The organism is Pseudomonas fluorescens, from assembly GCF_001307275.1.
GTDB lineage: Bacteria > Pseudomonadota > Gammaproteobacteria > Pseudomonadales > Pseudomonadaceae > Aquipseudomonas > Aquipseudomonas fluorescens_AA.
In genome coordinates this window covers 681948-707042 of record NZ_CP012831.1, presented here as the reverse complement: position 1 = coordinate 707042, position 25095 = coordinate 681948, and the positions used below count along the sequence as shown (strand labels likewise).

23 protein-coding genes are annotated in these 25095 nt (G+C 61.7%); 13 read left to right on the top strand and 10 right to left on the bottom strand.

The window, feature by feature from the left end:
* Positions 1-120 precede the first annotated feature (120 nt).
* Positions 121-1254, top strand: a complete 1134-nt coding sequence (gene earP, locus AO356_RS03170; protein WP_060738544.1) for an elongation factor P maturation arginine rhamnosyltransferase EarP — start codon at positions 121-123, stop codon at positions 1252-1254.
* Positions 1255-1302: 48 nt separating this feature from the next.
* Complete coding sequence (locus AO356_RS03165) at positions 1303-1872, top strand: elongation factor P (protein WP_003199385.1); 570 nt, start codon at positions 1303-1305, stop codon at positions 1870-1872.
* 95 nt (positions 1873-1967) lie between these two features.
* Here the strand turns inward: AO356_RS03165 and AO356_RS03160 are convergent, their stop codons facing one another.
* The 3 genes from AO356_RS03160 to AO356_RS03150 all read right to left on the bottom strand — a co-directional run bounded on the left by AO356_RS03160 (position 1968) and on the right by AO356_RS03150 (position 4250).
* Positions 1968-2981: an alpha/beta hydrolase gene (locus AO356_RS03160; protein WP_060738543.1), complete on the bottom strand. Its 1014-nt coding sequence runs from the start codon at positions 2979-2981 to the stop codon at positions 1968-1970.
* Between the two features lie 35 nt (positions 2982-3016).
* A complete protein-coding gene (locus AO356_RS03155) occupies positions 3017-3436 on the bottom strand; it encodes an organic hydroperoxide resistance protein (protein WP_060738542.1) in 420 nt (139 codons plus the stop codon).
* Positions 3437-3788: 352 nt separating this feature from the next.
* Complete coding sequence (locus tag AO356_RS03150; RefSeq protein ID WP_060738541.1) at positions 3789-4250, bottom strand: MarR family winged helix-turn-helix transcriptional regulator; 462 nt, start codon at positions 4248-4250, stop codon at positions 3789-3791.
* 147 nt (positions 4251-4397) lie between these two features.
* Here AO356_RS03150 and AO356_RS03145 point away from each other — a divergent pair, with 147 nt between their 5' ends.
* Positions 4398-5147, top strand: coding sequence for a sulfite exporter TauE/SafE family protein (locus AO356_RS03145; RefSeq protein ID WP_060738540.1), 750 nt, complete (start codon positions 4398-4400; stop codon positions 5145-5147).
* On the opposite strand, the gene AO356_RS03140 is transcribed toward AO356_RS03145, so the two are convergent.
* Positions 5137-5991: a LysR substrate-binding domain-containing protein gene (locus AO356_RS03140; protein WP_027912697.1), complete on the bottom strand. Its 855-nt coding sequence runs from the start codon at positions 5989-5991 to the stop codon at positions 5137-5139. The two genes, AO356_RS03145 and AO356_RS03140, sit on opposite strands and share 11 nt — an antisense overlap.
* A 97-nt stretch (positions 5992-6088) precedes the next feature.
* Between AO356_RS03140 and AO356_RS03135 the strand changes: the two genes are divergently transcribed.
* Positions 6089-6307, top strand: coding sequence for a DUF1127 domain-containing protein (locus AO356_RS03135; RefSeq protein ID WP_053120494.1), 219 nt, complete (start codon positions 6089-6091; stop codon positions 6305-6307).
* A 64-nt stretch (positions 6308-6371) separates the two neighbouring features.
* Positions 6372-7601 (top strand): winged helix-turn-helix domain-containing protein, encoded by a 1230-nt coding sequence (locus AO356_RS03130; protein WP_060738539.1) that lies wholly within the window; start codon positions 6372-6374, stop codon positions 7599-7601.
* 127 nt (positions 7602-7728) lie between these two features.
* Here the strand turns inward: AO356_RS03130 and AO356_RS03125 are convergent, their stop codons facing one another.
* Positions 7729-9075 carry a class II 3-deoxy-7-phosphoheptulonate synthase gene (locus AO356_RS03125; protein ID WP_060738538.1) on the bottom strand — a complete coding sequence of 449 codons (1347 nt, stop codon included), beginning with the start codon at positions 9073-9075 and terminating at the stop codon, positions 7729-7731.
* 142 nt (positions 9076-9217) lie between these two features.
* Here AO356_RS03125 and AO356_RS03120 point away from each other — a divergent pair, with 142 nt between their 5' ends.
* Both AO356_RS03120 and AO356_RS03115 read left to right on the top strand, forming a co-directional pair.
* Positions 9218-9973, top strand: a complete 756-nt coding sequence (locus AO356_RS03120; protein ID WP_025212625.1) for a spermidine synthase — start codon at positions 9218-9220, stop codon at positions 9971-9973.
* A gap of 490 nt (positions 9974-10463) precedes the next feature.
* Entirely contained in the window at positions 10464-12137 is a 1674-nt protein-coding gene (locus tag AO356_RS03115) for a DEAD/DEAH box helicase (protein ID WP_014337279.1), read from the top strand.
* 190 nt (positions 12138-12327) lie between these two features.
* Here the strand turns inward: AO356_RS03115 and AO356_RS03110 are convergent, their stop codons facing one another.
* Entirely contained in the window at positions 12328-13095 is a 768-nt protein-coding gene (locus tag AO356_RS03110) for a DODA-type extradiol aromatic ring-opening family dioxygenase (protein WP_060738537.1), read from the bottom strand.
* 103 nt (positions 13096-13198) lie between these two features.
* Between AO356_RS03110 and AO356_RS03105 the strand changes: the two genes are divergently transcribed.
* On the top strand, positions 13199-13852 hold the full coding sequence (locus AO356_RS03105) for a thiopurine S-methyltransferase (RefSeq protein WP_060738536.1): 654 nt from the start codon (positions 13199-13201) through the stop codon (positions 13850-13852).
* A gap of 195 nt (positions 13853-14047) precedes the next feature.
* Here the strand turns inward: AO356_RS03105 and htpX are convergent, their stop codons facing one another.
* Positions 14048-14935: a protease HtpX gene (htpX, locus tag AO356_RS03100; protein ID WP_003183732.1), complete on the bottom strand. Its 888-nt coding sequence runs from the start codon at positions 14933-14935 to the stop codon at positions 14048-14050.
* A 302-nt stretch (positions 14936-15237) separates the two neighbouring features.
* Positions 15238-16449, bottom strand: coding sequence for a pyridoxal phosphate-dependent aminotransferase (locus AO356_RS03095; RefSeq protein ID WP_018603142.1), 1212 nt, complete (start codon positions 16447-16449; stop codon positions 15238-15240).
* 221 nt (positions 16450-16670) lie between these two features.
* Here AO356_RS03095 and msrB point away from each other — a divergent pair, with 221 nt between their 5' ends.
* From msrB to AO356_RS03080, 3 genes are all read left to right on the top strand, one after another.
* Entirely contained in the window at positions 16671-17066 is a 396-nt protein-coding gene (msrB, locus tag AO356_RS03090; RefSeq protein ID WP_060738535.1) for a peptide-methionine (R)-S-oxide reductase MsrB, read from the top strand.
* A 186-nt stretch (positions 17067-17252) separates the two neighbouring features.
* The gene (locus AO356_RS03085; protein WP_003199416.1) at positions 17253-17738 is read left to right on the top strand and encodes a glutathione peroxidase; all 486 of its coding nucleotides are present in this window, start codon (positions 17253-17255) and stop codon (positions 17736-17738) included.
* A complete protein-coding gene (locus AO356_RS03080) occupies positions 17735-18196 on the top strand; it encodes a MarR family winged helix-turn-helix transcriptional regulator (protein ID WP_060738534.1) in 462 nt (153 codons plus the stop codon). The genes AO356_RS03085 and AO356_RS03080 overlap by 4 nt, the downstream gene beginning before the upstream one ends.
* Here the strand turns inward: AO356_RS03080 and AO356_RS03075 are convergent.
* Complete coding sequence (locus AO356_RS03075) at positions 18180-20501, bottom strand: hybrid sensor histidine kinase/response regulator (protein ID WP_060738533.1); 2322 nt, start codon at positions 20499-20501, stop codon at positions 18180-18182. The genes AO356_RS03080 and AO356_RS03075 overlap by 17 nt on opposite strands.
* A gap of 163 nt (positions 20502-20664) precedes the next feature.
* Here AO356_RS03075 and AO356_RS03070 point away from each other — a divergent pair, with 163 nt between their 5' ends.
* Positions 20665-21555, top strand: a complete 891-nt coding sequence (locus tag AO356_RS03070) for an ATP-binding protein (protein ID WP_060738532.1) — start codon at positions 20665-20667, stop codon at positions 21553-21555.
* Positions 21552-22034 (top strand): GAF domain-containing protein, encoded by a 483-nt coding sequence (locus AO356_RS03065; protein WP_060738531.1) that lies wholly within the window; start codon positions 21552-21554, stop codon positions 22032-22034. The genes AO356_RS03070 and AO356_RS03065 overlap by 4 nt, the downstream gene beginning before the upstream one ends.
* Here AO356_RS03065 and AO356_RS03060 read toward each other — a convergent pair whose 3' ends face one another.
* Complete coding sequence (locus tag AO356_RS03060) at positions 22035-24983, bottom strand: HD domain-containing phosphohydrolase (RefSeq protein WP_060738530.1); 2949 nt, start codon at positions 24981-24983, stop codon at positions 22035-22037.
* Positions 24984-25095 lie beyond the last annotated feature (112 nt).

Sequence of the window (25095 nt, the reverse complement as noted above, 5' to 3'; positions counted from 1 at the left end):
GCTGCTTCCTGGCAGGGTCATGGGCAGGCGCTGATTGTCGCATGAAGATTAATCGCCGTCGGCTCTTCTGCGCGATCGGTTTATTCGGGACAATCAGGCCTTTGTCACAGGGAGTCGGGAATGGCTGTGCGCTGGGATATTTTCTGCACCGTCGTCGATAATTATGGCGACATCGGTGTCACTTGGCGCCTGGCTCGGCAATTGGTGGCCGAGCACCAATTCGCGGTGCGGCTGTGGGTCGACGACCTGCGTGCCTTCGAACGGCTGTGCCCGCAGATCGATATCACCCTGCCCGAGCAATGGCAGCAGGGCGTGCAAGTGTGCCACTGGCCTGCAGAGTGGCAGCCCACCGAGGCCGCCGAGGTGGTGATCGCCGCATTTGCCTGCCAGTTGCCGAGTGCCTACATGGAAGCGATGGCCGAACGCCAGACGACGCCCTTGTGGATGAACCTCGATTATTTGAGCGCCGAAGACTGGGTGATCGGTTGCCATGGCTTACCGTCAGTCAAATACAAACACGTGCAGAAATATTTCTTTTTCCCGGGCTTTCGGGAGGGAACGGGTGGCTTGCTGCGTGAGGCCGGTCTGCTGGAGCGCCGTCGGCAATTCCAGCAGGATGCCGAAGCGCAACGCAGTTTCCTGCAAGGATTGGGCGTCGAGCGGGCGCCGCAGGCCTGCCTGATCTCGCTGTTCGCCTACGAGAACGCCGGGCTGGCGAGCTGGTTTGACGCGATGGCAGCCGATACCCAGGCATTTCATGTGCTGGTTCCCGAAGGGCGAGTGTTGGGCGACGTCGAGCGTTGGCTCGGTGTCGACGGCCTGAAGGTCGGTGCGCTGCATCGACGCGGCGCACTGACGGTGCAGGTGCTGCCGTTCGTTCGCCAGGATCAGTACGACCAGTTGCTGTGGTGCTGTGATTTCAACGCCGTGCGTGGCGAAGACTCCTTCGTGCGCGCGCAATGGGCCGGTCGGCCGCTGCTCTGGCACATCTACCAGCAGGAAGAAGACGTCCACCTGGAAAAGCTCGAGGCATTTCTCAGGCTCTATAATCAGGGGCTTTCACCGGCCGCGCAAAAAGCGACCAATGGTCTCTGGCGGGCCTGGAATGCCGGCCAGGACATGGCCGAGCATTGGAAAACCAGCCGCGAACAGCAGCAGGAACTGGCCGAACATGCCCAGGCGTGGTGTCTGGAACAGGCTTCGCGACCCGATCTTGCCGCGGCGCTGGTGAAGTTTTATGTAAATTGGATATGATACGCGGCCTAGATTTTTGTAAATCCCATCCAAATTCGGATATTCGCAATGAAAACTGGTAAAGAACTGAAACCCGGGACCGTGATCCGTCTCGAAAACGATCCTTGGCTGGTTCAGAAAGCTGAGTTCACCAAGTCGGGTCGTAACAGCGCGATCATGAAGACCAAGCTGAAGAACCTGCTGACCGGTTACAAGACCGAGATCGTCTACAGCGCCGACGACAAACTGGACGACGTGATCCTCGACCGCAAAGAAGCGACCCTGTCCTTCATCAGCGGTGACACCTACACGTTCATGGACACCACTGACTACACCATGTACGAGCTGAACGCCGAAGACATCGAAAGCGTTCTGCCATTCATCGAAGAAGGCATGACCGACGTCTGCGAAGCTGTGTTCTTCGAAGAGCGCCTGGTTTCCGTAGAACTGCCGACCACCATCGTGCGTCAGGTTGACTACACCGAAGGTTCCGCTCGCGGTGACACGTCCGGCAAGGTCATGAAGCCTGCCAAACTGAAGAACGGTACCGAACTGTCGGTCGCTGACTTCATCGAAATCGGCGACATGATCGAGATCGATACCCGCGAAGGCGGTTCCTACAAAGGTCGCGCCAAGTAAGCGCAGCCTTCTGTATAAAAAAGCCCGACCATTGAGTCGGGCTTTTTTATTTCAGGACTGAATACCAGATCCCGTGGCTTCTCCTGGTTCCATCATCACTTCAGGTGCTGCTTGAGCTCTTCGGACACCTGCAACATCGCCGAACGCACCGCTGGCACCTGGCTGACCACGTTGAGCAAGCCGTAGTCGTGGATCATGCCGTTGTAGCGTACGGCCGTCACGGGCACACCGGCCGCGTCCAGTTTGCGGGCATAGGCTTCGCCTTCATCGCGCAAGACATCGGCCTCGGCGGTCTGCACCAGCGCTGGCGGCAGGCCCTTGAGTTGCGCGGTGCTGGCCCGTAGCGGCGAGGCATAGATCTCGCCGCGTTGCCCGGCATCGGTGGTGTAGTTGTCCCAGAACCACTTCATCATGTTTTTACTGAGGAAGTGCCCTTCGGCGAACTGGTTGTAGGACGCCGTCTCGAAGCTGGCATCGGTCACCGGCCACAGCAATGCCTGGAAACGGATCGCCGGCGTGCCTTTGTCCTTCGCCATCAAGGCCACGACCGCCGCCATGTTGCCGCCGACGCTGTTGCCCACCACGGCCAGGCGCTTGCCATCGACGTTGATCTGCTTGCCGTGCTCGGCCACCCATCTCGTTGCGGCGTAAGCCTGGTTGATCGCCACCGGGTAATGCGCCTCGGGTGAAGGCGTGTAGTTGACGAACACCGCGACGGCACCGGACCCCGCCACCAGATCCCGGACCAGTCGTTCGTGGGTCGGGAAGTCGCCCAGTACCCAGCCACCGCCGTGGAAGAACATGAACACCGGCAACTCACCCTTGACCCCGGCGGGGCGAACGATGGTCAGGCTGATCGGCTGGCCATCGACCTGGATGGTTTTCTCGCTGACGTCGGCCTTGGGCAAGGTCAACTTTACCCCCGCCTGGGCGCCCACCAGGACGGCGCGGGCGTCCTTGGGCGACAGCTGCTCCAGTGGCTTGCCGGTGCCGGCATTGAGCGCGTCGAGAAACGCCTGGGTGTTGTGTTCGACGATCCCGTCGGCGAAGGCGCTGCTGACGCTGAGGGCGAGAAGGGTGCCGGTCAGGGCTTTGCTGAATGTGTTCATGTGCATCTCCTTGAGTTCGGGGCCAGGGTTGGTGGTCAGACGGTCACGTGCAGGCGCACATCCACGTTGCCGCGGGTGGCGTTGGAGTACGGGCAGACGTGGTGAGCCGCGTCCACCAGGCTTTGCGCGTCGGTCTGGTCCAGCCCTGGCAGGCTGATGTGCAGGTCGATGTCGAGACCGAAACCACCGGGGATCTGGCCGATGCCGACGTGGGCGGTAATCGAGGCGTCGTCCGGGATCTTGCGTTTGCTCTGGCTGGCCACGAATTTCAGGGCGCCGATGAAGCAGGCCGAGTAGCCGGCGGCGAACAATTGCTCGGGGTTGGTCGCCGCACCGCCCGCACCGCCGAGTTCCTTGGGCGTGGCGAGTTTGACGTCGAGAATGTTGTCACTGGAGATCGCACGACCGTCACGGCCGCCGGTGGAAGTTGCGATTGCGGTGTAGAGCGTTTGCATGATGGGAGCCTCGTTTCTGGGTTGGGTTATTTGCGCTAAATGTTTGCGCGCTAAGTAGGTGTGAGGCGAATGTATAGCGCTAATATTTTGTGCGCAAGATAAATTTTCGAGGCAGGTATGAAAATTCAGGCTGAAAGGGCTTGTACCCCTTGAGCTAGAGGGGTTTGGTGGTGTTAAAAATTTTTTAGCTGGTAGGCAGGGAGGCCGCAATCGCGAGCAAGCTCGCTCCCACAGAGGGGAGCGCCGCAACTTCAATGTGGGAGCGAGCTTGCTCGCGATTGCGGTGGGTCAGTTGGCGGGGAGATCGGATGTCCCGGCACCTTCGCGAGCGAGCCCGCTCCCACAGGGGGAGTCAGAGGCTGTCTTGCAAATGCCCGCGTAGCGCTTGCAGGTCATGTTGCAGCTTCTTCAACTGTTCCAGGGTCTGGCCGCTGGCGGCGAGGATGCATTGGGGGATGTCGAGGGCTTTTTCCCGCAGGGCACGGCCCTGTTCGGTGAGTTCGACAATGACCACCCGTTCGTCCTCACGGCTGCGGGTGCGGCTCAGCAGGCCTTCGGCCTCCAGGCGCTTGAGCAAGGGGGTCAGCGAGCCGGGGTCGGTAAGCAGGCGTGTGCTGATTTCACCGACGGTCAATCCGTCCTTTTCCCACAGCACCATCATCGCCAGGTATTGCGGATAGGTCAGGCCCAGGGCCTGCAGCAGCGGCTTGTAGACCTTGGTCATCAGCAGCGACGTGGAGTGCAGGGCGAAACAGACCTGGTTGTCGAGCAACAGGGCTTCGCAGGCTTCGGGGGTGTCGCGCAGGGTGTTCATGGCAAAACCTTCATTCAATGATCGTTACGAATCTAGCGGGCGAATCTTTAATGCGCCAGATAATTCTGACATTCCGGATAGATGTTACGTTTCCCCGCTGGCGCCGACTGCGTAGGATAAGCGCCCTGAGGAAAAGGGGAGTCTTCTGTGTTCGAATTTGCATTGTTCTTGGTGTTTGGTGCCGTGTTAGGCACCTTGGGGGGATTGTTCGGGATCGGTGGCGGCCTGATTGCCATTCCGGTGCTGGGCGTCTGGTTCGGCCTTGACCAGCAAATGGCCCAAGGGACGGCGCTGGTCATGGTGGTGCCCAACGTCATGCTGGCGTTGTGGCGTTACCACCAGCGCAATCGCATCGAATTGCGCCATGTCCTGCCGTTGGCTTCCATGGGGTTCTGCTTTGCCTGGCTTGGCTCGATCTGGGCCGTGGGGATCGATGCCGATAGCATGCGGATCGGTTTCGTGGCGTTCCTGATCGCGCTGACGCTGTACAACCTGGTTCGCATGTTCGCCGCCACCGCACCTGCTTCGGCGCAAATGCGGTATGGCTGGCCATGGCTCGGCGTACTGGGAGCCGCATCCGGCACCATGGGCGGTCTGTTCGGTGTCGGCGGGGCCGTTGTCGCCACCCCGATCCTGACCAGTATTTTTGGCACCAGCCAGGTGGTTGCCCAAGGTTTGTCCCTGGCGCTGGCCTTGCCCAGCACCGGCGTGACCCTCGCCACGTATGCGTTTCACCACGAAGTGGACTGGAGCATCGGCCTGCCGCTGGCCGTCGGTGGTCTGCTGAGCATCAGTTGGGGGGTGAAAGTCGCCCACGCCTTGCCAGAGCGGCTGTTGCGCGGGCTGTTCTGTGGTTTCCTGGTGCTGTGCGCGGTGTTGCTCGCCTTTAAAGTTTGAAACCTTCGACGATGTGTTCGGCCAGGCACTCGGTGATCGGCGACGGGTTATGCAGGTTGCGGATCAGCATGATGCTGGCCTCGGGCAGCTCCGGCAGGTCTTCGGCCTCGCCCAGTACGCGCATGTCCGGGGTCAGCAGGCTTTCCAGTTGCGCCGTGATTGCCAGGCCGGCCCCCACCACCGCCATGAGCGCCGACAGGCTCGAGCTGTTGTACGCCACGCGATAATCGCGGCCCATGGCATCCAGCGCATTGCAGGCCCATTGCCGGCAGAAACAATCGCTGTTGAACATTGCCAGCGGCAGCGGTGTTTGTTCATGGACGTTGAAGCAGGCGGCTTCGGCCCAGACAAAACGCTCCTTGCGCAGCAACTGGCCGATTTCGTCCCCCGGTTTGCGGGTGACGATGGACAGGTCCAGGTCCTGGCGCAGCAGCAACTGCTTGGACGACTCGCAGTGCACTTCGATTTCGATCAGGGGATAGAACTGGGCGAAGCGTTGCAGGATGCCCGGCAGGAAACGCATCACGTAATCGTCCGGCGTGCCGATGCGCACCGTGCCGACCATATGCGGTTCGCGCAGGGTATTGAACACCTCGCTGTGCAGCTTGAGGATCCGCCGGGCGTAACCCAGCAGCACCTGGCCTTCGGCGGTGAGCTTGACCTGGCGCCCATCGCGTTCGAACAGCCGTCGCTGCAAGACGTCTTCTTCCAGCCGCTTCATCTGCATGCTGACGGCAGACTGGGTGCGATTGACCAATTCCCCGGCCCGGGTGAAACCGCCCTGGTCGGCGATGGCGACAAAGGTACGCAGCACTTCCGTATCGATGCTCGGGTAACTCGACAATTGATCAATCTCCGAGATGTATTGCATAAGAAACATTCGTTGGATTGATCTTAGCGTTAGCGCGAGACTTGAGCCATCCCCAACGGAGGACATCACGATGAAAGGTCAAAAAGGTTATCTACTGATAGACAAACTCTCCCACGGCTTTTCCATCAGCGCCTTGCTGCACAAGTTTAGCCGCTGGTACGAATTGCACCATGAACGCGAACTGCTGGCCGGAATGAGCGACGAGGCGCTCAAGGACATCGGCGTGAGCCGTGCCGACGTGGAGCAGGAAGTGGTTCGGCCATTCTGGGATGACCCAATGCACAAATGAGCCATCCTTTCCTACACAAACCCCTTATTGGTGAGGTAGGTTGCGAGCAGACAAGGAGATCTCCATGCCCGCGACTGTGTCCTTTACCCTCAAACAGGCCCGGCGTCTGGCGTTGGCCGCCCAAGGATTCGATGGGCGGTCGCCGCCAGCTTCGGTGAAACCCTCGCGCCTCAACCGTCTGATCGAACGCCTCGGCGTCCTGCAGATCGACTCCGTCAATGCGCTGGTGCGCTCGCATTACCTCCCGCTGTTTTCCCGCCTCGGTCACTACCCTCGCGATTTGCTCGATCAAGCCGCCTGGAGCCAGGGCCGACGCCGCACGCTGTTCGAATATTGGGGCCATGAAGCGTCGCTGCTGCCGCTGTCCATGTATCCACTGATGCGCTGGCGCATGGATCGGGCGGCGCGTGGCGAGGGCATCTACCAGCAATTGGCGCGTTTCGGTCATGAACGCCAGGATGTCATCCGTCGCGTCCTGGCGTCGGTCGAGGAGCAGGGCGCCCTCGGTGCCGGCAGCTTGTCCACGCGCCAGGAGAAGGCCGGGCCGTGGTGGGACTGGAGCGCAGAGAAACATGCGCTGGAATGGCTATTCGCGGCGGGCGAAGTCACGGTGGCGGGGCGGCGTGGGTTCGAGCGGCTCTACGACTTGCCGGAGCGGGTGTTCCCGGCCTCGGTCCTGCAACAGTCCCAGCCGGACGAGGCCCAGGCCCAGCGCGCCTTGTTGCTGCATGCCGCCGAGGCCTTGGGCGTGGCTACCGAGAAGGACCTGCGCGACTACTTTCGTCTGGGGCCGGCCGACAGTCGCGGGCGACTGGCCGAGTTGGAAGAGGCCGGCGAACTGCTGCGCTGTGAGGTGCAGGGCTGGAAGCAACCGGCCTGGTGTCGACCCGCGGCCAAGATCCCTCGCAAAGTAGCGGCCAGCGCCTTGTTGTCGCCGTTCGATTCGCTGGTCTGGGAGCGCAGCCGTACCGAACGACTGTTCGATTTCCGCTATCGGCTGGAGATCTACACCCCTGTCCACAAGCGGATGTACGGCTATTACGTATTGCCGTTCTTGCACAATGAACGCATCGCGGCTCGGGTGGACCTGCGGGCGGAGCGGGCCCTGGGCCGGTTGGCGGTGCATGCGGTGCACGAGGAAGAGCCGGGGTTGGACGAGGAGGGGGTGCAGGCCTTGGCGGTTAACCTGCGGCGCTTGGCCGATTGGCTGGGGTTGGAGCGGGTCCAGCTCAATTGCCAGCGGGTGGGTGGGGTGCGGTTGGCGGTGGCGTTGGCGCAGATCGGTGGTGACTGAGCAGGCTCTATCGCGAGCAAGCTCGCTCCCACATTGGATCTGTTGTGAACACAAAACCTGTGGCCACCCGGGACCCCTTGTGGGAGCGAGCTTGCTCGCGATAGCCGTCTAACCGGCGAAGAAGAACCTACCGCCGAACCTGCTTCAACGTCTCCGCAATCAGGAACGCCAGCTCCAGCGACTGATCGGCATTCATCCGCGGGTCGCAATGGGTGTGGTAGCGGTCCGACAGCCCGTCCTCGGTAATCGGTCGTGCACCGCCGATGCATTCGGTGACGTTTTGCCCGGTCATTTCGATGTGAATCCCGCCGGCATAGGTGCCTTCGGCTTCGTGGGCCTGGAAGAACTGCTTCACTTCACCGAGGATCTGCGCGAAGTCCCGGGTCTTGTAGCCGCTGCTGGCCTTGATGGTGTTGCCGTGCATCGGGTCGGAGCTCCACAGCACCTGCTTGCCTTCACGTTGCACGGCGCGCAACAGTGGCGGCAGGTGTTCGCCGACCTTGTTGGCGCCCATCCGGGCGATCAGGTTCAGCCGGCCGGGGTCGTTGTCCGGGTTGAGCACGTCGATCAGGCGGATCAGGTCGTCCGGGTCCATGCTCGGGCCGACCTTGACTCCGATCGGGTTGTTCACCCCACGCAGGAATTCGACATGGGCACCGTCCAACTGACGGGTGCGGTCGCCGATCCAGAGCATGTGGGCCGAGCAGTCGTAATAGTCGTTGGTCAGGCTGTCACGGCGCACGAAGGCTTCTTCGTAATTGAGCAGCAGTGCTTCGTGGGCGGTGAAGAAACTGGTTTCGCGCAGTTGCGGCGAGCTGTCCATGCCGCAGGCGCGCATGAATGCCAGGGTTTCGTCGATGCGGTCGGCCAGGTGGCTGTATTTTTCTGCCAGGGCCGAGTTGGCGATGAAGTCCAGGTTCCACTTGTGCACCTGGTGCAGATCGGCGAAACCGCCCTGGGCGAAGGCGCGCAGCAGGTTCAAGGTGGCGGTGGACTGGTGGTAGGACTGCAACAACCGTTCCGGGTCCGGTACGCGGCTTTTTTCGTCGAAACCGATACCGTTGACGATGTCGCCGCGGTAGGCCGGCAGGGTCACGCCGTCGATGGTTTCGTCGTTGGCCGAGCGTGGCTTGGCGAACTGTCCGGCCATGCGCCCGACCTTGACCACCGGGCAGCCGGCGGCAAAGGTCATGACGATCGCCATCTGCAGGAGCACCTTGAAGGTGTCGCGGATCTTGGCCGCCGAGAACTCGGCAAAGCTTTCGGCGCAATCGCCGCCTTGCAGCAGGAACGCCCGGCCCTGGGAGACTTCGGCGAACTGACGGCGCAACTCCCGGGCTTCGCCGGCAAACACCAACGGCGGATAACTGGCCAGGGTCTGCTCCACCTGCGACAGGTGCGCGGCGTCGGGGTAACGGGGTTGCTGCTGGATCGGCAGGGCACGCCAGCTGTCAGGGCTCCAGGGTTGGCTCATCATGATCTCTAGGTGATTTACGCTCGGACGGCCATGTTATCAGCAAATTAGTACGTGACCTGTTCCGGTTGCTTCGCGGACAATCGCGCCTTTGTCCCGTATCCGCAGGCTCATGCCGGCACGGCAACCATCAGGAGATGAAATGACAGAGGAGCGCGTCGAGCATTTGCTCGCCGAGGTGCACGACGAGTTCGGCATGATTCGCGTATTCGAAGTGGCCGATTACCGGTTTCTGGAGTTTGGCGATGCCATCGAGCAAAGCTGCGTGTTCACAGCCGATCCGAGCTGGCTCGAATATGACTACACCCGCGCCATGCTCATCGGTGCGTTGTGTCACGAGCAGCCGGAAAGCGCGCTGTTCCTGGGGCTGGGTGCCGGTACGCTGACCCAGGCCTGCCTCAAGTTCCTGCCACTGGAAGACGTCGAGGCTATCGAACTGCGTCCCGACGTGCCGCGCCTGGCCATCGAATACCTGGGGCTGGACGACGATCCGCGACTGTACATCCGCGTTGGCGATGCTTTGGAATTGCTTGAAACGGCGGAGCCGGCAGACCTGATTTTCGTCGACCTCTATACCGATGTCGGCCCGGGCGTCGGGCACCTGGCCTGGGGGTTCCTGGAAAACTGCCAGAAGCGCCTCAACCCGGGCGGCTGGCTGGTGATCAACCAATGGGCCACCGACGACGGCAAGCCATTGGGCGCGGCGCTCTTGCGCGGTTTGTACCACCGGCATTATTGGGAGCTGCCGGTGAAGGAGGGCAATGTGATCCTGATTGTGCCGGCGGACCTCGATCAGGAGCTGGACATGCAAGGACTGGTCGCCAGGGCCGAAGGGCTGGCGCCGCGGCTGGGCTATTCGTTGCAGTCGTTGATCAAGGCCATTCGCCCGGCGACCTGATCAAAGGCCCCCAAAACCTTTTTACAAGTGAGTTCCCCTGTGGCGAGGGAGCTTGCTCCCGCTGGGTCGCGAAGCGGCCCCCTTCGATTTCAGATATCAACCCAGGCGTCTGCTTCGCAGCCGAGCGGGAGCAAGCTCCCTCGCCACAAGGGCAAAGTCGTCTGGAGGTGAACCGTTTTAGCTGGCTGCCCCAAGGCCTTCTGACAGCGAGCCCCATAACGGGGTTTGGCAATAAAAAAAGCTCCCTTTTCGGGCGAATTCCGGTATAGTGCGCGCCGGCCTTTAGCCGGGCCGCGTCAAGGTAGCGCAATTCTCCGAAGTCAGCTTCGGTTGCATGTCCGCACAACGGATGCTTCCACGACGTTCTTTTTCCATTCATTCGTTTTCGCAAATCCCCGCCGACAAAGCAGCCAGGGCGACTCTTGAGTCTCAACACGGCATGCGCAGCTTTGGAGCATGGGTCTTTGCGGATGCACTTAGAGGCAGACCCATGACCCAGGAAACCGGCGGCTTCGCCGCTTTTAATCTCAACCCGAACATTCTTGCTGCCGTCACCGCGACTGGCTACGAAGAACCTTCGGCGATTCAGCAGCAATCGATCCCGATCATCATGGCCGGCCACGACATGATTGGCCAGGCGCAAACCGGTACGGGTAAAACCGCTGCGTTCGCTCTGCCGATCCTGCATCGCATCGATCCTGCCAAGCGCGAACCGCAAGCCCTGATCCTGGCGCCAACCCGTGAGTTGGCGCTGCAAGTAGCCACCGCTTTCGAAACCTACTCCAAGCAAATGCCTGGCGTTACCGTTGTGGCCGTTTACGGCGGCGCCCCGATGGGCCCACAACTGAAAGCTATCCGTAATGGCGCGCAGATCGTTGTCGCCACTCCGGGTCGTCTGTGCGACCACCTGCGTCGTGACGAAAAAGTCCTGGCTACCGTGAACCACCTGGTTCTCGACGAAGCCGACGAGATGCTCAAGCTGGGCTTCATGGATGACCTGGAAGTCATCTTCAAGGCGCTGCCAGCGACCCGCCAGACTGTATTGTTCTCGGCCACCCTGCCGCAATCGATCCGTGCCATTGCCGAGCGCCACCTGCGCGATCCGCAACACGTGAAGATCCAGACCAAGACCCAGACCGTCACCGCGATCGAACAAGCTCACCTGCTGGTTCACGCCGACCAGAAGACTTCCGCCGTTCTCAGCTTGCTGGAAGTGGAAGACTTCGACGCCCTGATCATGTTCGTGCGCACCAAGCAAGCGACCCTGGACCTGGCCAGCGCCCTGGAAGCCAAAGGCTACAAAGCCGCCGCGCTGAACGGTGACATTGCCCAGAACCAGCGTGAGCGCGTGATCGACTCCCTCAAGGATGGCCGCCTGGACATCGTTGTGGCGACCGACGTCGCTGCCCGTGGCCTGGATGTTCCGCGCATCACCCACGTGTTCAACGTGGACATGCCGTACGATCCGGAATCCTACGTTCACCGTATCGGCCGTACCGGCCGTGCCGGTCGCGAAGGCCGCGCGCTGCTGCTGGTCACTCCCCGTGAGCGCCGCATGCTGCAAGTGATCGAGCGTGTGACTGGGCAGAAGGTGGCTGAAGTTCGCCTGCCGGACGCCCAGGCCGTTCTCGATGCCCGCATCAAGAAACTGACCAACAGCCTGTCGCCCCTGGTGGCTGACGCCGAATCGACCCACGGTGATCTGCTCGATCGCCTGACCGCCGACATTGGTTGCACCCCACGCGCCCTGGCCGCGGCACTGCTGCGCAAGGCCACCAATGGCCAGGCGCTGAACCTGGCTGCGATCGAGAAGGAACGTCCCCTGGTGCCGAACAACGCACCGCGTGGCGATCGTCCCGAGCGCACCGGTGATCGTCCGGACCGTGGTGATCGCGAGCGTCGTGCACCGATCCCGCTGGCCGAAGGTCGTGCGCGCTGCCGTACTGCGCTGGGTGCCCGTGACGGCATCGCCGCCAAGAACCTGCTGGGTGCCATCCTCAACGAAGGCGGCCTGGCCCGCGAAGCGATCGGCCGCATCCAGGTGCGTGACAGCTTCAGTCTGGTCGAGCTGCCGGAAGATGGTCTGGAGAAGTTGCTGACCAAGCTGAAAGACACCCGCGTCGCTGGCAAGCAGCTCAAGCTGCGTCGCTACCGCGAGGATTGATCGGCTCTTGGCTGATTGATCGAACATGAAAAATCCCCGACTGGTTCGGGGATTTTTTTTGCCTGTTGTTTGGTGTGCTTTCAGGGTGGAGGCCAATCGCGAGCAAGCTCGCTCCCACATTGGGCTTGCGGTGCTCACAAAACCCTGTGGGAGCGAGCTCGCTCGCGATTGAAGCGACGCGGTCCATCGGTCAATCGAACCGATAAATGTCCATCCCCAGCGTCCCCATCGTGAACCCCGCATGGGCAACGCTGAATGTCCCACCGGCACCCCGGGCAAAATACAGCGGCAACAAGTGCTCATCGCTGGGGTGGCTGCGCACGGCGTTGGGGGCTTGGCGACGGTAATCGTGCAGCGTGGTCTCGTCGTCGGCCGCCAGTTGCTCGACCATCCAGTCGCGAAAGGCCTTGGCCCAGGGTTCGATGCTGTCAGGGCCGGCGTTCCAGTCCAGGTCGCGCAGGTTATGGGTGATGCTGCCGGAGCCGATCAGCAAGACGCCCTCTTGGCGCAGGCTCGCCAGGGCCTGGCCGACCTGCGTCTGCAGCGCCGGTCCCTGGTGGCTGGGCAGGGAAACCTGCACCACCGGAATGTCGGCCTCGGGGTACATCAACGACAATGGCACCCAGACGCCATGGTCGGACGGCCGTTGAGAGTCGAGGCGGGCCGGCAGGTGCGCGGCGTTGAGCATGTTCGCTACTTGCGTCGCCAGGCGCGGATCGCCAGGCGCGGGGTACTGCACCTCATACAGCGCCGGTGGAAAGCCGCCGAAGTCGTGCCAGGTGCGCGGCTGCGGATTGGCGCTGACCAGCAGTTCGTTGCTTTCCCAGTGGGCGGACACGATGACGATGGCCTTGGGCTTGGGCAACTGACTGGCCAGGCGAGCCAGTGCCGGCCCGCTGGCGCCGGGTTCCAGGGCGAGCATCGGTGAGCCATGGGAGATAAACAGGCTGGGCAGCATGAACGGACTCCTGAGCGTTAAGATGGGCTCATCTTCCGTCAGGTCTATGATCTAAATCTAATATAAGTTTTAGCGCGTTTTGATCGAATTTTTGGAGTGAATCATGGAGCCCGAGTTTTGGCACAAGCGCTGGTCATCGAACCAGATCGGTTTTCATTTGCCGGAGGTGAACCCCTACCTGCAGCATTTCTGGCCGCAACTGGGGTTGGAACGGGGCAGTCGAGTGCTGGTGCCGTTGTGTGGCAAAAGCCTGGATCTGCTGTGGCTTGCCCATCAGGGCTATTCGGTGTTGGGCGTGGAATTGTCGGAAAAAGCCGCAACCGATTTTTTCCTTGAGCATCAGCTTGAGCCGAGCGTGAGCGAGGAGGGCGTATTCAAGGTCTTTCGTGCGGCTGATATCGAGATTCGCTGCGGTGATTTCTTTGCCCTGGACCGGGAGGATGTGGCCGATTGCACGGCATTGTACGACCGCGCGGCGCTGATCGCCTTGCCGGCGCCGATGCGGGAGCAGTATGCGGCTCATCTGCAGAGGATCTTGCCCAACGGCGTCGGGTTGTTGATTACCTTGGATTACAACCAGGATGAAATGCCTGGCCCGCCTTTCTCCGTGGGAAACGATGAGGTGCAGCGGCTGCTGGGGGATGCCTGGCGGCTGGAGGTCCTGCAGGAGCAGGATGTGCTGGGGGAAAGCTGGAAGTTCTTGCAGGCGGGTGTGACGCGGCTGGATGAGCGGGTGTATCGGATTTCCAGTCGTTGATGCTGTGCGTCTATGCTGGCGCCATCGCGAGCAAGCTCGCTCCCACAGTTGATCGGCAGTGAATAAAGAGTCTGCGTCCACCGAAGATTCCTGTGGGAGCGAGCTTGCTCGCGATGACGCCAGACCTGACAGCTCATAGACCTGCAGACAAAAAAAGCCCACATCTCTGCGGGCTTTTCTTGACGCTCGAACCTGTCAGCCGCGACGACGCAGTGCGTCGATACGCTCTTCCAGCGGCGGGTGGCTCATGAACATGCGTGCCAGGCCCTGCTTGATGCCACCGTTGATGCCAAAGGCATTCAGGGTATCTGGCATGTGCACCGGCAGGCCTTGCTCGGCGCGCAGGCGTTGCAGGGCGCCGATCATGGCGCTGGTGCCGGCCAGGCGTGCACCGGCGTCGTCGGCGCGGAACTCGCGCTTGCGCGAGAACCACATGACGATGGCGCTGGCGAGGATGCCCAGTACCAGCTCGGCGAAGATCGTCGCCACGTAGTAGGCGATACCCTGGCCTTCTTCGTTCTTGAAGATCACCTTGTCGACGAAATTACCGATGATCCGGGCGAAGAACATCACGAAGGTGTTCACCACGCCCTGGATCAGCGCCAGGGTCACCATGTCGCCGTTGGCGACGTGGCCGATCTCGTGGGCCAGCACGGCCTTGACTTCATCGGGCGAGAACCGTTCGAGCAGACCCTGGCTGACGGCGACCAGGGCGTCGTTCTTGTTCCAGCCGGTGGCGAAGGCGTTGGCCTCGTAGGCCGGGAAGATACCGACTTCCGGCATCTTGATACCGGCTTCGCGGGACAACTGCTCGACGGTCTGCAGCAGCCATTGTTCGTGACGCGTGCGCGGCTGGCTGATGATCTGGGTACCGGTGCTCATCTTCGCCATCCACTTGGAGATGAACAGCGAGAACAGGGAACCGGCGAAACCGAACACCGCACAGAAGATCAGCAGCTGATTGAGGTTGAGGTCAACCCCATTGGCCGCCATGAACCCGTTGAAGCCAAAGAGGCTCAGGGTGATGCTGGCAATCAGCACGACCGCCAGGTTAGTGGCCAAGAACAGCAGGATGCGCATCATGGTTGTGAAAGTCTCCTCATGCTAAAGATGTAGCGTTATGCGGGGTATATAAGGTGCTGCCGCAGGCTATTCAACTCGCCGACTATTTCAAACTGTGTCCTACAGGCGTCCTAAATGTTTGAAAGACTTTTCTGAAAGTGACCAGGGAAAAGAAATACGCTGCCTGCCCCCCGTGAACGTTGAGCCCAGATGCACGTTGACCGTCCAATCCCTAGTGTAGAAGACCCGACGAAGTCGACGGAACGGATATGTTGCTGAATCAAACAGCGTGCGAGGTGAGGACGCCCCGCACGCCGCCCGGCTTATTGACGGTAGGACTTGAGGAAGTTGCCGATCCGGCCAATGGCCTGGTCGAGGTCATCGACCCGCGGCAGGGTCACGACGCGGAAGTGGTCCGGCCATGGCCAGTTGAACGCCGTACCCTGGACCACCAGCAGCTTCTCGGACAGCAGCAGGTCGAGGACGAACTTTTCATCGTTGTGGATCGGGCAGACCTTCGGGTCGATCCGTGGGAAGGCATACAGCGCGCCCATCGGCTTGACACAACTGACGCCGGGAATGTCGTTGAGCAATTCCCAAGTGCGATTGCGCTGTTCCAGCAGCCGGCCCTGGGGCAGGACCAGGTCGTTGATGCTCTGGTAGCCGCCCAGCGCCGTCTGGATCGCATGCTGGCTCGGCACGTTGGCACACAGGCGCATGTTGGCCAGCATGTCGATGCCTTCGATGTAGCTCTGGGCATGGTGCTTGGGCCCGGAGATGGCGATCCAGCCGGAGCGGAAACCGGCGACCCGATAGGACTTGGACAGGCCGTTGAAGGTCAGGCACAGCAGGTCCGGCGCCAGGGATGCGGTGCACACGTGCACGGCGTCGTCGTAGAGGATCTTGTCGTAGATCTCGTCGGAGAACACCACCAGGTTGTGCTGGCGGGCCAGTTCCAGCATGCCCAGCAGCACTTCCCGGGAGTACACGGCGCCGGTCGGGTTGTTCGGGTTGATGATCACCAGTGCCTTGGTATTGGGCGTGATCTTGGCCTTGATGTCCGCCAGGTCGGGAAACCAGTTGGCCTGTTCGTCGCACAGGTAATGCACCGGGTTGCCGCCGGACAGGCTCACCGCGGCGGTCCACAGCGGATAGTCCGGTGCCGGTACCAGCACTTCGTCGCCGTTGTTGAGCAGGGCCTGCATGGACATCACGATCAGCTCGGACACGCCATTGCCCAGGTAGATGTCCTCGATGCCGATCCCTTCGACCTGCTTCTGCTGGTAATACTGCATCACGGCCTTGCGCGCACTGAACAGGCCCTTGGAGTCGCTGTAGCCCTGGGCGGTCGGCAGGTTGCGGATGACGTCCTGGAGGATTTCATCGGGCGCTTCGAAACCAAAGGGTGCCGGGTTGCCGATGTTCAGCTTGAGGATGCGATGACCTTCCTCTTCCAGGCGTTTGGCGTGCTTGAGCACCGGGCCGCGAATGTCGTAGCAGACGTTGGCGAGCTTGTTCGATTTGCTGACCTGCATGGCGATGTGTTCCCGAAAATGAACGATCCAGGCGGCGTATGAGCTACCGTAACTGGGAATCCTGCGTCTGTGCCCAGGCCTGACGCGGTATAGGCGCCACAATCCGTTTGAATGCGCATGACGTGACTGCCAGACTGGCGTCTGACGAGGCGCAATCATACGTGCCGCCCGATCTGCGGAAAAGCGTCGGATCGGGCTTTTTCAATTGCCGAGGTAGGACGATGGAAAAGTTGGAAAAAACCCTTGAGGAATGGCGCGCCATGCTCGACCCGGAGCAGTACAACGTCTGTCGGTTGAAGGGCACCGAACGGCCCTTCTCCGGTAAATACAACGCCACCAAGACTGACGGCGTGTATCACTGCATCTGCTGCAACGAGCCGTTGTTCGATTCGCAGACCAAATTCGATTCGGGCTGTGGCTGGCCGAGTTTCTACGCGCCGATCGAAGGCAGCGCGGTGGTGGAGGTGCGGGACGTCAGCCACGGCATGATTCGCACCGAGGTGGTCTGCGCCAAATGCGATGCCCACCTGGGCCACGTCTTCCCCGACGGCCCGCCGCCCACGGGGTTGCGGTACTGCATCAACTCGGTGTGCCTGGATCTCGTGCCCCGCGACTAACCAGTAAGTTGTGGGAGCAAAGCTTGCTCGCGATACAGGCAGCTTGATTTCTGACAGACCGCAGCGCTTTGATCGCGGGCAAGCCTTGCTCCCACAGTTCTCGGCGTCGGTGGTTCCAATTATTAAATTGCACACAATTCAATTGATCGCTATCTTCAGCCTCCAACCTTTAACTGGAGCCTTGCCATGAGCGACAACCTGCTGAGCATCCCGTGCACCACCATCAAGGGTGAGCAAAAGACCCTCGCCGATTTCGCCGGCAAGGCCGTGCTGGTGGTCAACACGGCCAGCCAGTGCGGGTTCACCCCGCAATACAAGGGACTTGAAGCGTTGTGGCAGACCTACAAGGACCAGGGCCTGGTGGTGCTGGGCTTTCCCTGCAATCAGTTCGGCAAGCAGGAGCCGGGCAATGAAGGGGCGATCACCGAGTTCTGCGAGCTGAACTTCGGCGTGAGCTTTCCGCTGTTCAAGAAAATCGAAGTCAACGGCGCCAACGCCCATCCGCTGTTCGTCCAGCTTAAACAGCGTGCACCCGGCGTGCTGGGGTCCAAAGGCATCAAGTGGAATTTCACCAAGTTCCTGATCGGCAAGGACGGTCAGGTGGTCAAGCGGTTTGCCCCGACCACCAAGCCCCAGGACCTGACCGGCGAGATCGAAGCACTGCTCAAATGAATGACTTGTCAGCCGATTCGCTGAAGCTCGACAGCCAGTTGTGCTTCAAGCTGTACGCCGCTTCACGTGCGGTGATCCGTGGCTACAAGCCGATGCTCGATCAGCTTGGCCTGACCTACCCGCAATACCTGGCAATGCTGGTGTTGTGGGAATGGCAGGACACGGCTCCGCCACAGCCGACGGTCAAGGCCCTGGGTGACCGTTTGCTGCTGGATTCCGGTACACTGACGCCGCTGCTCAAGCGCCTGGAACAGTTGGACCTGGTCCAACGCCAGCGTTCGGCCCGGGACGAGCGGGAGGTCCACTTGAGCCTGTCGGCTGCGGGACGGGCTTTGCGCGAACAGGTCGGCCCGCTCAAGGCCCGCCTGTTATGCGACAGCGGGGTCGATCTGGACCGCCTGGGCGCGTTGCGAGACGGTCTCGATCATCTGCTGGGCCAGATCAAAGCGCTGACGTAGTGGGCACCCACTGGTCCAGCACGGCTGCCAGTTCTTCGCGGCGGAACGGCTTGGACAGGTAGTCGTTCATGCCAGAGGCCCGGCAGCGCTCGCGTTCTTCGGGCATCGCGTTGGCCGTCAGCGCAACGATCGGCAGGTCCGACCAACGCCCGCTGCGGCGAATCTGCCGGCTGGCTTCGTAACCGTCCATCACCGGCATGTTGCAGTCCATCAACACCAGGTCGAACACCCGCTGTTCCAGTTGATCCAGGGCTTCGACACCGTGGGCCGCGACGGTGACTTCGCAGCCCAGTTTCACCAGCATGCCCTTGGCCACCAGTTGGTTGACCGGATTGTCCTCCACCAGCAGCACCCGTCCACGCTTGGATGGCGTCGGGGTTTCGATCTGTGCATCGTTGATGGTGGTCGCCTCGCTCTGCATGGCGCGCCGCACAATCTGGTACAGCGCATGGCGCGCCAGCGGTCGGGCCTGTTGTATCAGCGGGGCGAGGGCGGCGGCCTCTTCGCCGGGCATGAAGCTGCCGTAGGCGGTCACCAGCAGGATCGGTGCCTCAAAGGTCGGCCGCAGGTTGAACAGGCATTCCGGGCAGTCAGTGATCAGCACGTCAGGCTTGAGTCCCAGCAGCCCGTCATCGATGGAGCGCTGCACATAATCCAGGCCCCACTCCGGCAACAACATGCCCAGTAACTCGGCCAGGCCGCTGCTGCTGGCGGTGATGGCGACGACGTTGCCGCGCAACGGGTCGACCGGCGTTGCAGGGAGATGGCAGGGCAGGGGCAGGTCTGCGCAGAACTGACTGCCGAAGCCGGCTTCGGAACTGATCGTCAATCGGCCCTGCATGGCTTCGCAGAGGTTGTAGGTCAGTGCCAGGCCCAACCCGGTGCCGCCAAACTGACGGGTAATCCCGGCGCCGGCCTGGGTGAATGGCTGCAGGATTCTCGCCTGGGCTTCCTGGGGAATGCCGATACCGGTGTCGCAGACGTCGATTCGCACGCCGCCTTCGTAATGGCTCAACTTCACGTCGACCCGGCCGAAGCGTGTGAACTTCAGTGCGTTGGACAGCAGGTTGCTGACGATCTGGCGTACCCGGGTCGGGTCGCCGAGCACCTGCGCCGGGAACCGGGGATCGATCAGGCAGGCCAGCTCGACACTGGGAGCCGCGTTCTGGGAAAGCAGGTTGGCGGTATCCTCCACCAGGGCGCCGAGGTCGAACGGGATGCGTTCGAGCTCCAGTTGACCGGCGTCGAATTTCGACAGGTCGAGGATGTCGTTGAGCAACTCGACCAAGACCTTGCCCGAGTCATGGGCGATCGAAAGCTGCTGCTGTTGCTCGGCCGTCAGGGGACCGTCCAGGGACAGGGCGATCATGCCCAGCAGGCCGTTGAGCGGCGTGCGGATCTCGTGGCTCATGTTGGCGAGGAACACGGAGCGGGCTTCGGCCATGTCCAGGGCCGTGCGCCGGGCCACCTCCAGCTCTTCGTTGGACTGGCTGAGGCGGGCGTTGATGGCCTTGAGTTCGGCGGTGCGTGCCGAGACGATGTTTTCCAGTTGCGCCAGGTATTCGGTGAGGCGATTTTCGGCGGTGCGCCGCTGTTGGATTTCCGTGGAGATATTTTCGAACTGCTGGTTGGCGACGGACACCAGCACGCCGATTTCATCAGACTGGTGGCCGGAAGGGCATTCCAGGCGGTTCTGTTCGCTGCTGCTCGGGTCGCGGCTGCTCAGTTCGCGGATGACCCGCACCAGGGGTTTGGTCAGCATCACGTAGAACAGCGCCAGCAGCAGGCCGGTCAGGATCAGGCTGCGGGCGAAGCCGTTGAGCAAGGTGACTTCGGCGCGGCGCAGGAAACGACTGCCGAACGCATAGGTGTCGACGTCCAGTCGCAGCATGCCCAGGGATTCGCCGGGCAAGTGGTCCAGGTAGAGCCGGTCCTCGAACTGGCGCTGGGCACCGAACAGGAAGTCGCTGATGAACCGGTAGCTGCTTTGCAGCTCGGGCCGCTTGACGCTGGCCAGCACGGTATTGTTGTTGTCGATCAGCTCGGCGCCGATGATGGCCGGTGAGCGCAACAGGCCCATGGCCAATTCCTGGGCGAGTTCGGCGTCGATGTTGTAGGCGATGCGCGAGGCCGGGTTGTGGCTGATTTCCAGCAGCGACAGGATTTCACGGTTGATCGACGCGTCTTCGCTGGCATAATCGATGCCGATCTGCATCAGGCTGAGCAAGGTGCCCAACACGAAGCCCACCAGCACGGTCAGGCGGGCCTGCTTATAGGAAAGCCGTTGGGTGAATCTGATGTCCATTGAGTGATGAACCACTTACGTTTCCCTTCGCCGGTCAAGCATAGCTGATCATCTCTGAATTCCGGTGCGGCCGGTGTGTATTGTGTGAAGTAGACCCGCCATTGGATAAGGCGTTTCGTTGTTGGAGCGCCATCATTACTGTGAACCTGTCCGAGGAAAAGACGTGGACTCGCGATTGAATGCTTTTCTTGAGCGTGCCGATGCCGTGCTGGCCCGGATCGAGCCTTTGCTGCCGGCGCCCCGGCCCGCCATCGATTGGACCCAGACCCTGGCCGCCCGCTGGCAGCGTGACGGCCGCAGTGGCTACCTGTTGCCGCTGCACGTCAGCCTCGACATGCGCCTGTCGGACCTGATCGGCGTGGATCGCCAGGTCGAACAGCTGGGCCGCAACACCCGGCAGTTCCTCGATGGCATGCCCGCCAACCATGCCTTGCTCTGGGGCTCGCGTGGTACCGGCAAGTCGTCCCTGGTGCGCGCCCTGTTGGCCGAACATGCCTCGCATGGCCTGCGGTTGATCGAGATCGAACGCGATCACCTGGCTGATCTGCCCCGGGTGGTCGAGCAGGTTGCGAAACTGCCGCAGCGCTTCGTGTTGTTCTGCGATGACTTGTCGTTCGAGTCCGGCGAAGGCGATTACCGCGTGCTCAAGAGTGTGTTGGATGGCTCCTTGGAACAGGCGCCGGACAACGTGCTGCTGTATGCCACTTCCAATCGCCGGCACCTGGTGCCGGAAAAGGAGAGCGACAACGAGAACTGGAAACGGGTCGACGGTGAACTTCATCCCAGCGAAGCGGTGGAGGACAAGATTGCCTTGTCCGACCGCTTCGGCTTGTGGCTGTCGTTTTATCCGTTTACCCAAGAACATTTCCTCAACGTCGTGGAGCACTGGATCGGTGAACTGGCGGCCAAGGCCGGGCTGGCCTGGCAGCGCGACGAAGCGCTGGATGTGCTGGCGGTGCGCTGGGCAACCGGTCGCGGCAACCGCAACGGACGTTGCGCTTATCAGTTTGCCCGTTATTGGGTAGGCCTGAAATTGTTGGAGCACAAGGCATGATCGATTTGAAGGGCAGCGGTGTTGGCCTCGATGGCTACGACTTGTTATCGGCACAGTTGGAATCCTTGCTGGCCGATGAACGTGACTTCATCGCCAACGCCGCGCAGTTCTCGGCCTTCCTGTCCAGTCAGCTGGACGACTTGAACTGGGCCGGCTTCTACCTCAATCGCAACGAAGAGCTGGTCCTGGGACCGTTCCAGGGCCAGATCGCCTGTGTGCGGATTCCCTTTGGCCGTGGCGTGTGTGGCACGGCGGCAGCGACCCGGCAGACCCAGCGCGTCGAAGATGTCCATGCCTTCGCCGGACACATCGCCTGCGACAGCGCGTCGAACAGTGAACTGGTGGTGCCGCTGGTCAAGGACGGGCGCCTGATCGGCGTGCTTGACCTGGACAGTCCGAAACTGGCGCGTTTTACCGAGCATGATCAAGCTGGCATTGAAGCATTGGCTGCGATATTCCTGCGCCTGACGGATTGCTGATCATGCCTTCAGCCCGGCCTTGACCAACAGGCTGTCGGGGTCGACCTCATCGATCTGGTGCGGGGCGAGGAACTGCTCGGCGTAGCCCAGGTAGATCTTTTCTTCGATGAACAGCCAGAACAGCTCGGGATCGATATGGGCGTCGCGGCACATGGTGGCCATGATGCCCAGGGCCTCGCTCAGCGTCTTGGCTTTCTTGTAGGGCCGGTCGGCCGCCGTCAGTGCTTCGAAAATGTCGGCGATGGCCATCATCCGTGCCGGCAGGCTCATTTCCTCGCGTTTGAGGCGCTTGGGGTAACCGCTGCCGTCCATTTTCTCGTGATGACCGCCGGCGATCTCCGCCACGTTGTTCAGGTGGCTAGGGAAGGGCAACTGACTGAGCATCAGGATCGTCTGCACCATGTGATGATTGATGACGTAGCGTTCCTCGCGCGTCAGCGTGCCTCGCGTGATGCTCAGGTTGTAGAGCTCGCCGCGGTTGTATTTCCAGGCCGGCACATCGAGCTGGAAGCCCCACGGGTTGTCCGCCGGGATCAGCTCGGCTGCGTGGCGCTCGAACAAGTGTTCGGGCTTGTCCGCCAACAGCTGCTCGGTGGCCGGCAGTGTCGGCTTGGGCGTACGGGCCTGGCGTCGGTTTTCTTCCCAGGAAACCCCCAGGCGGTCATCGAGGGTCCGGCTCCACGGGCGTTGCGCGATGTGTTGCAGGCGTTGCAGATCGGCCTCGGCCATGGCTTCGGAGCCCAGGTTGCAGCGGGCGACGAAAGCAAAGTCGTCATCCAGTGCCGTTAATGTCGCGTCACGCTGTCGCGCCAGGGATGACGATTCGCCGCCGTTTGCCACGGCCTGCCAGTAATCGACCCAGGCGTCGCGCTTGAGTACTTCGAAACGGGTGCGTATCTCGTGGATCCGGTCGTTCAGGGTTTCCAGTTTGGTGGCTTTGTCGACGACGTATTCGGGGGTGGTGACCTTGCCGCAATCGTGCAGCCAGGCGGCGATGTGCAGGGCTTCCCATTCATCCTCCGTGGGCCGGTAGGCGCTGAACGCCGGGGCCTGGCTGGCAGCGGCGGCCTGGGCGAGCATCAGGGTCAGGACCGGCACCCGCTGGCAATGGCCGCCGGTGTAGGGGCTCTTGGCATCGATCGCGCCGGCCAGCAGTTGGATGAAGGCGTCCAGTAGCTGCTTTTGCTTGGCTTGCAGGCGCTGGCCCTCGATGCTCACGGTGGCGGCGCCGGACACGGCTTGGAGGAAGGCGATGCGGTCGGGCTGGAGTTTTTCCAGGTCTGCTTCGGTGCCGCTGTCGGTGATCAGCAACACCAATACGCCGACGGTTTCCTGATGGCGATTGCGCAGGCGGATGCCGATCAGGTGGACCCGAGGCGAGTCCAGTGCCTGCAGGATGCCTTGCAGGTCGGCCGCCTGCTCGAAGCCCAGGGAGGTCACGAGATTGTCCGCGATGACCAGTTGTTGGAGCCATTGCGGGCTGTCGCCCGCTTGTAGCTCATGACTGCGCAGTTTGAAGGCGGCGAGGTCCCTGGGGGTTCCATCGATCACCAGCCCATAGGGCTTGAGCCGATTTTCGTCGTTCTCGCGCAGGTAGATCAGGCCGGCCTGGGCCTGGCCGATTTTCACGGTTTCGAACAACATGCGTTCCAGCAACGGGGCGAAGCGGGTTTCGGCGCGCAGGCTGGCGGTGATTTCAAAGAAACTTGCCAGGGTCTCTTTCATGCGTGCCATCGAGACGCTCAACTGATCGACCTCCAGTACCGGGGAGCGGCGGGACACCGGGTAGTTGAAGTCAAAGCTGCGAATGGCGTCGGCCTCCTGCACCAGTTCGCGCAAGGGCTTGACCAGGATCCTGGACGTCAGCCAGCCCAGGGGCAGGCACAGCAGCAGGGTGGCCAGGGTGATGAGCGCACCTTGCCAGCGCATGCGATAAGCGTTGTCCAGCAGTTCATCCTCAGGCACCAGCAGCGCCAGTTCCAGGCCTTGGGGCCCGCCTTCCTGCATGTGGCTACGCGACACGATCCACTGGCGTCCGGCCGCTTCCAGTCGGGTCGTATCAGTGTTGTCGTCGAGGACGGCGGCGATGGCCGGGTTGAGGTCGCGGGCCTTGATCAGGCGCGCCGACCGGGCGTCGGCGAGCAGCCGGTCGCTGTCGGGATAACCCACGGCGTTGCCCTTGGGATCGAGCAACACGATCTCGGTGCCGGTGGTCACCTTGTGCTTGGCCAGGGTCTGGGACAGGGCTGCCAGGGTCAGGTCGGCGCCGATGACTGCCTGCTCGCCGCTGCGCCGGGCGAGGGTGGTGCCGACGTTATGCGTGGAGAAGAAAACGTAGGGCTCGGTGGTGATCTGCCCGGCGCTGCCGACGGCGCTGCGAAACCAGCCACGGCTGCGCGGATCGTAGGTTTCGTCGGCCATGTCCCGGCGATCGATGAGCGTCAGGGTCTCGTCGTAGAACAGCGACTGGGAGTGGACCGGGCCCTGCTCGGTGGCCCGCTCCACGGTCCAGACCTGATAGGCCGCCTCGGCGGGGGCCCGCAGGGCGGTTTTCAGGGCCGGGGTGCGCAATGGCCGGACCATCAGGAAATTGCCGCGCTGATCGCCCAGGTACAACGACGCCAGGTTCGGGTTGTCCCGCAATGCCTGGCTGAAGGGCACGAGCAGGGCCAGGCGTTGCGCCATCTGCGGCGTGCGTGTTGCCGGGTAGTCGGCCAGCAGGCTCAGCAGGTGGCGGATGGGTTCGTAGGTGTCATACAAGTCCAGGCGCACCTCCTGTTCAATGCGGTTGAACAGTTGTTCACTGCTGGACAGGATGATTTGCGTGGTTTGCCGGTAGTTGAAAATACCCAGCACCACCCCGGTCAACAACAAAAGCAGGGTAAACATCACGCTGATGTGGACATGCAGGGGAAACCGGCGTTTGTCCGGACGCGGTGCGCTGGGCATTGCAGTCACTCCAAGTGTCAGGGGGTGTTCTCGATGGGTGTTCCCGCGTGCAAGGGAAACCGATCGAGAACACCCCAGGTACGCACTGCTGAGCGAATAGCATAGTAAACGC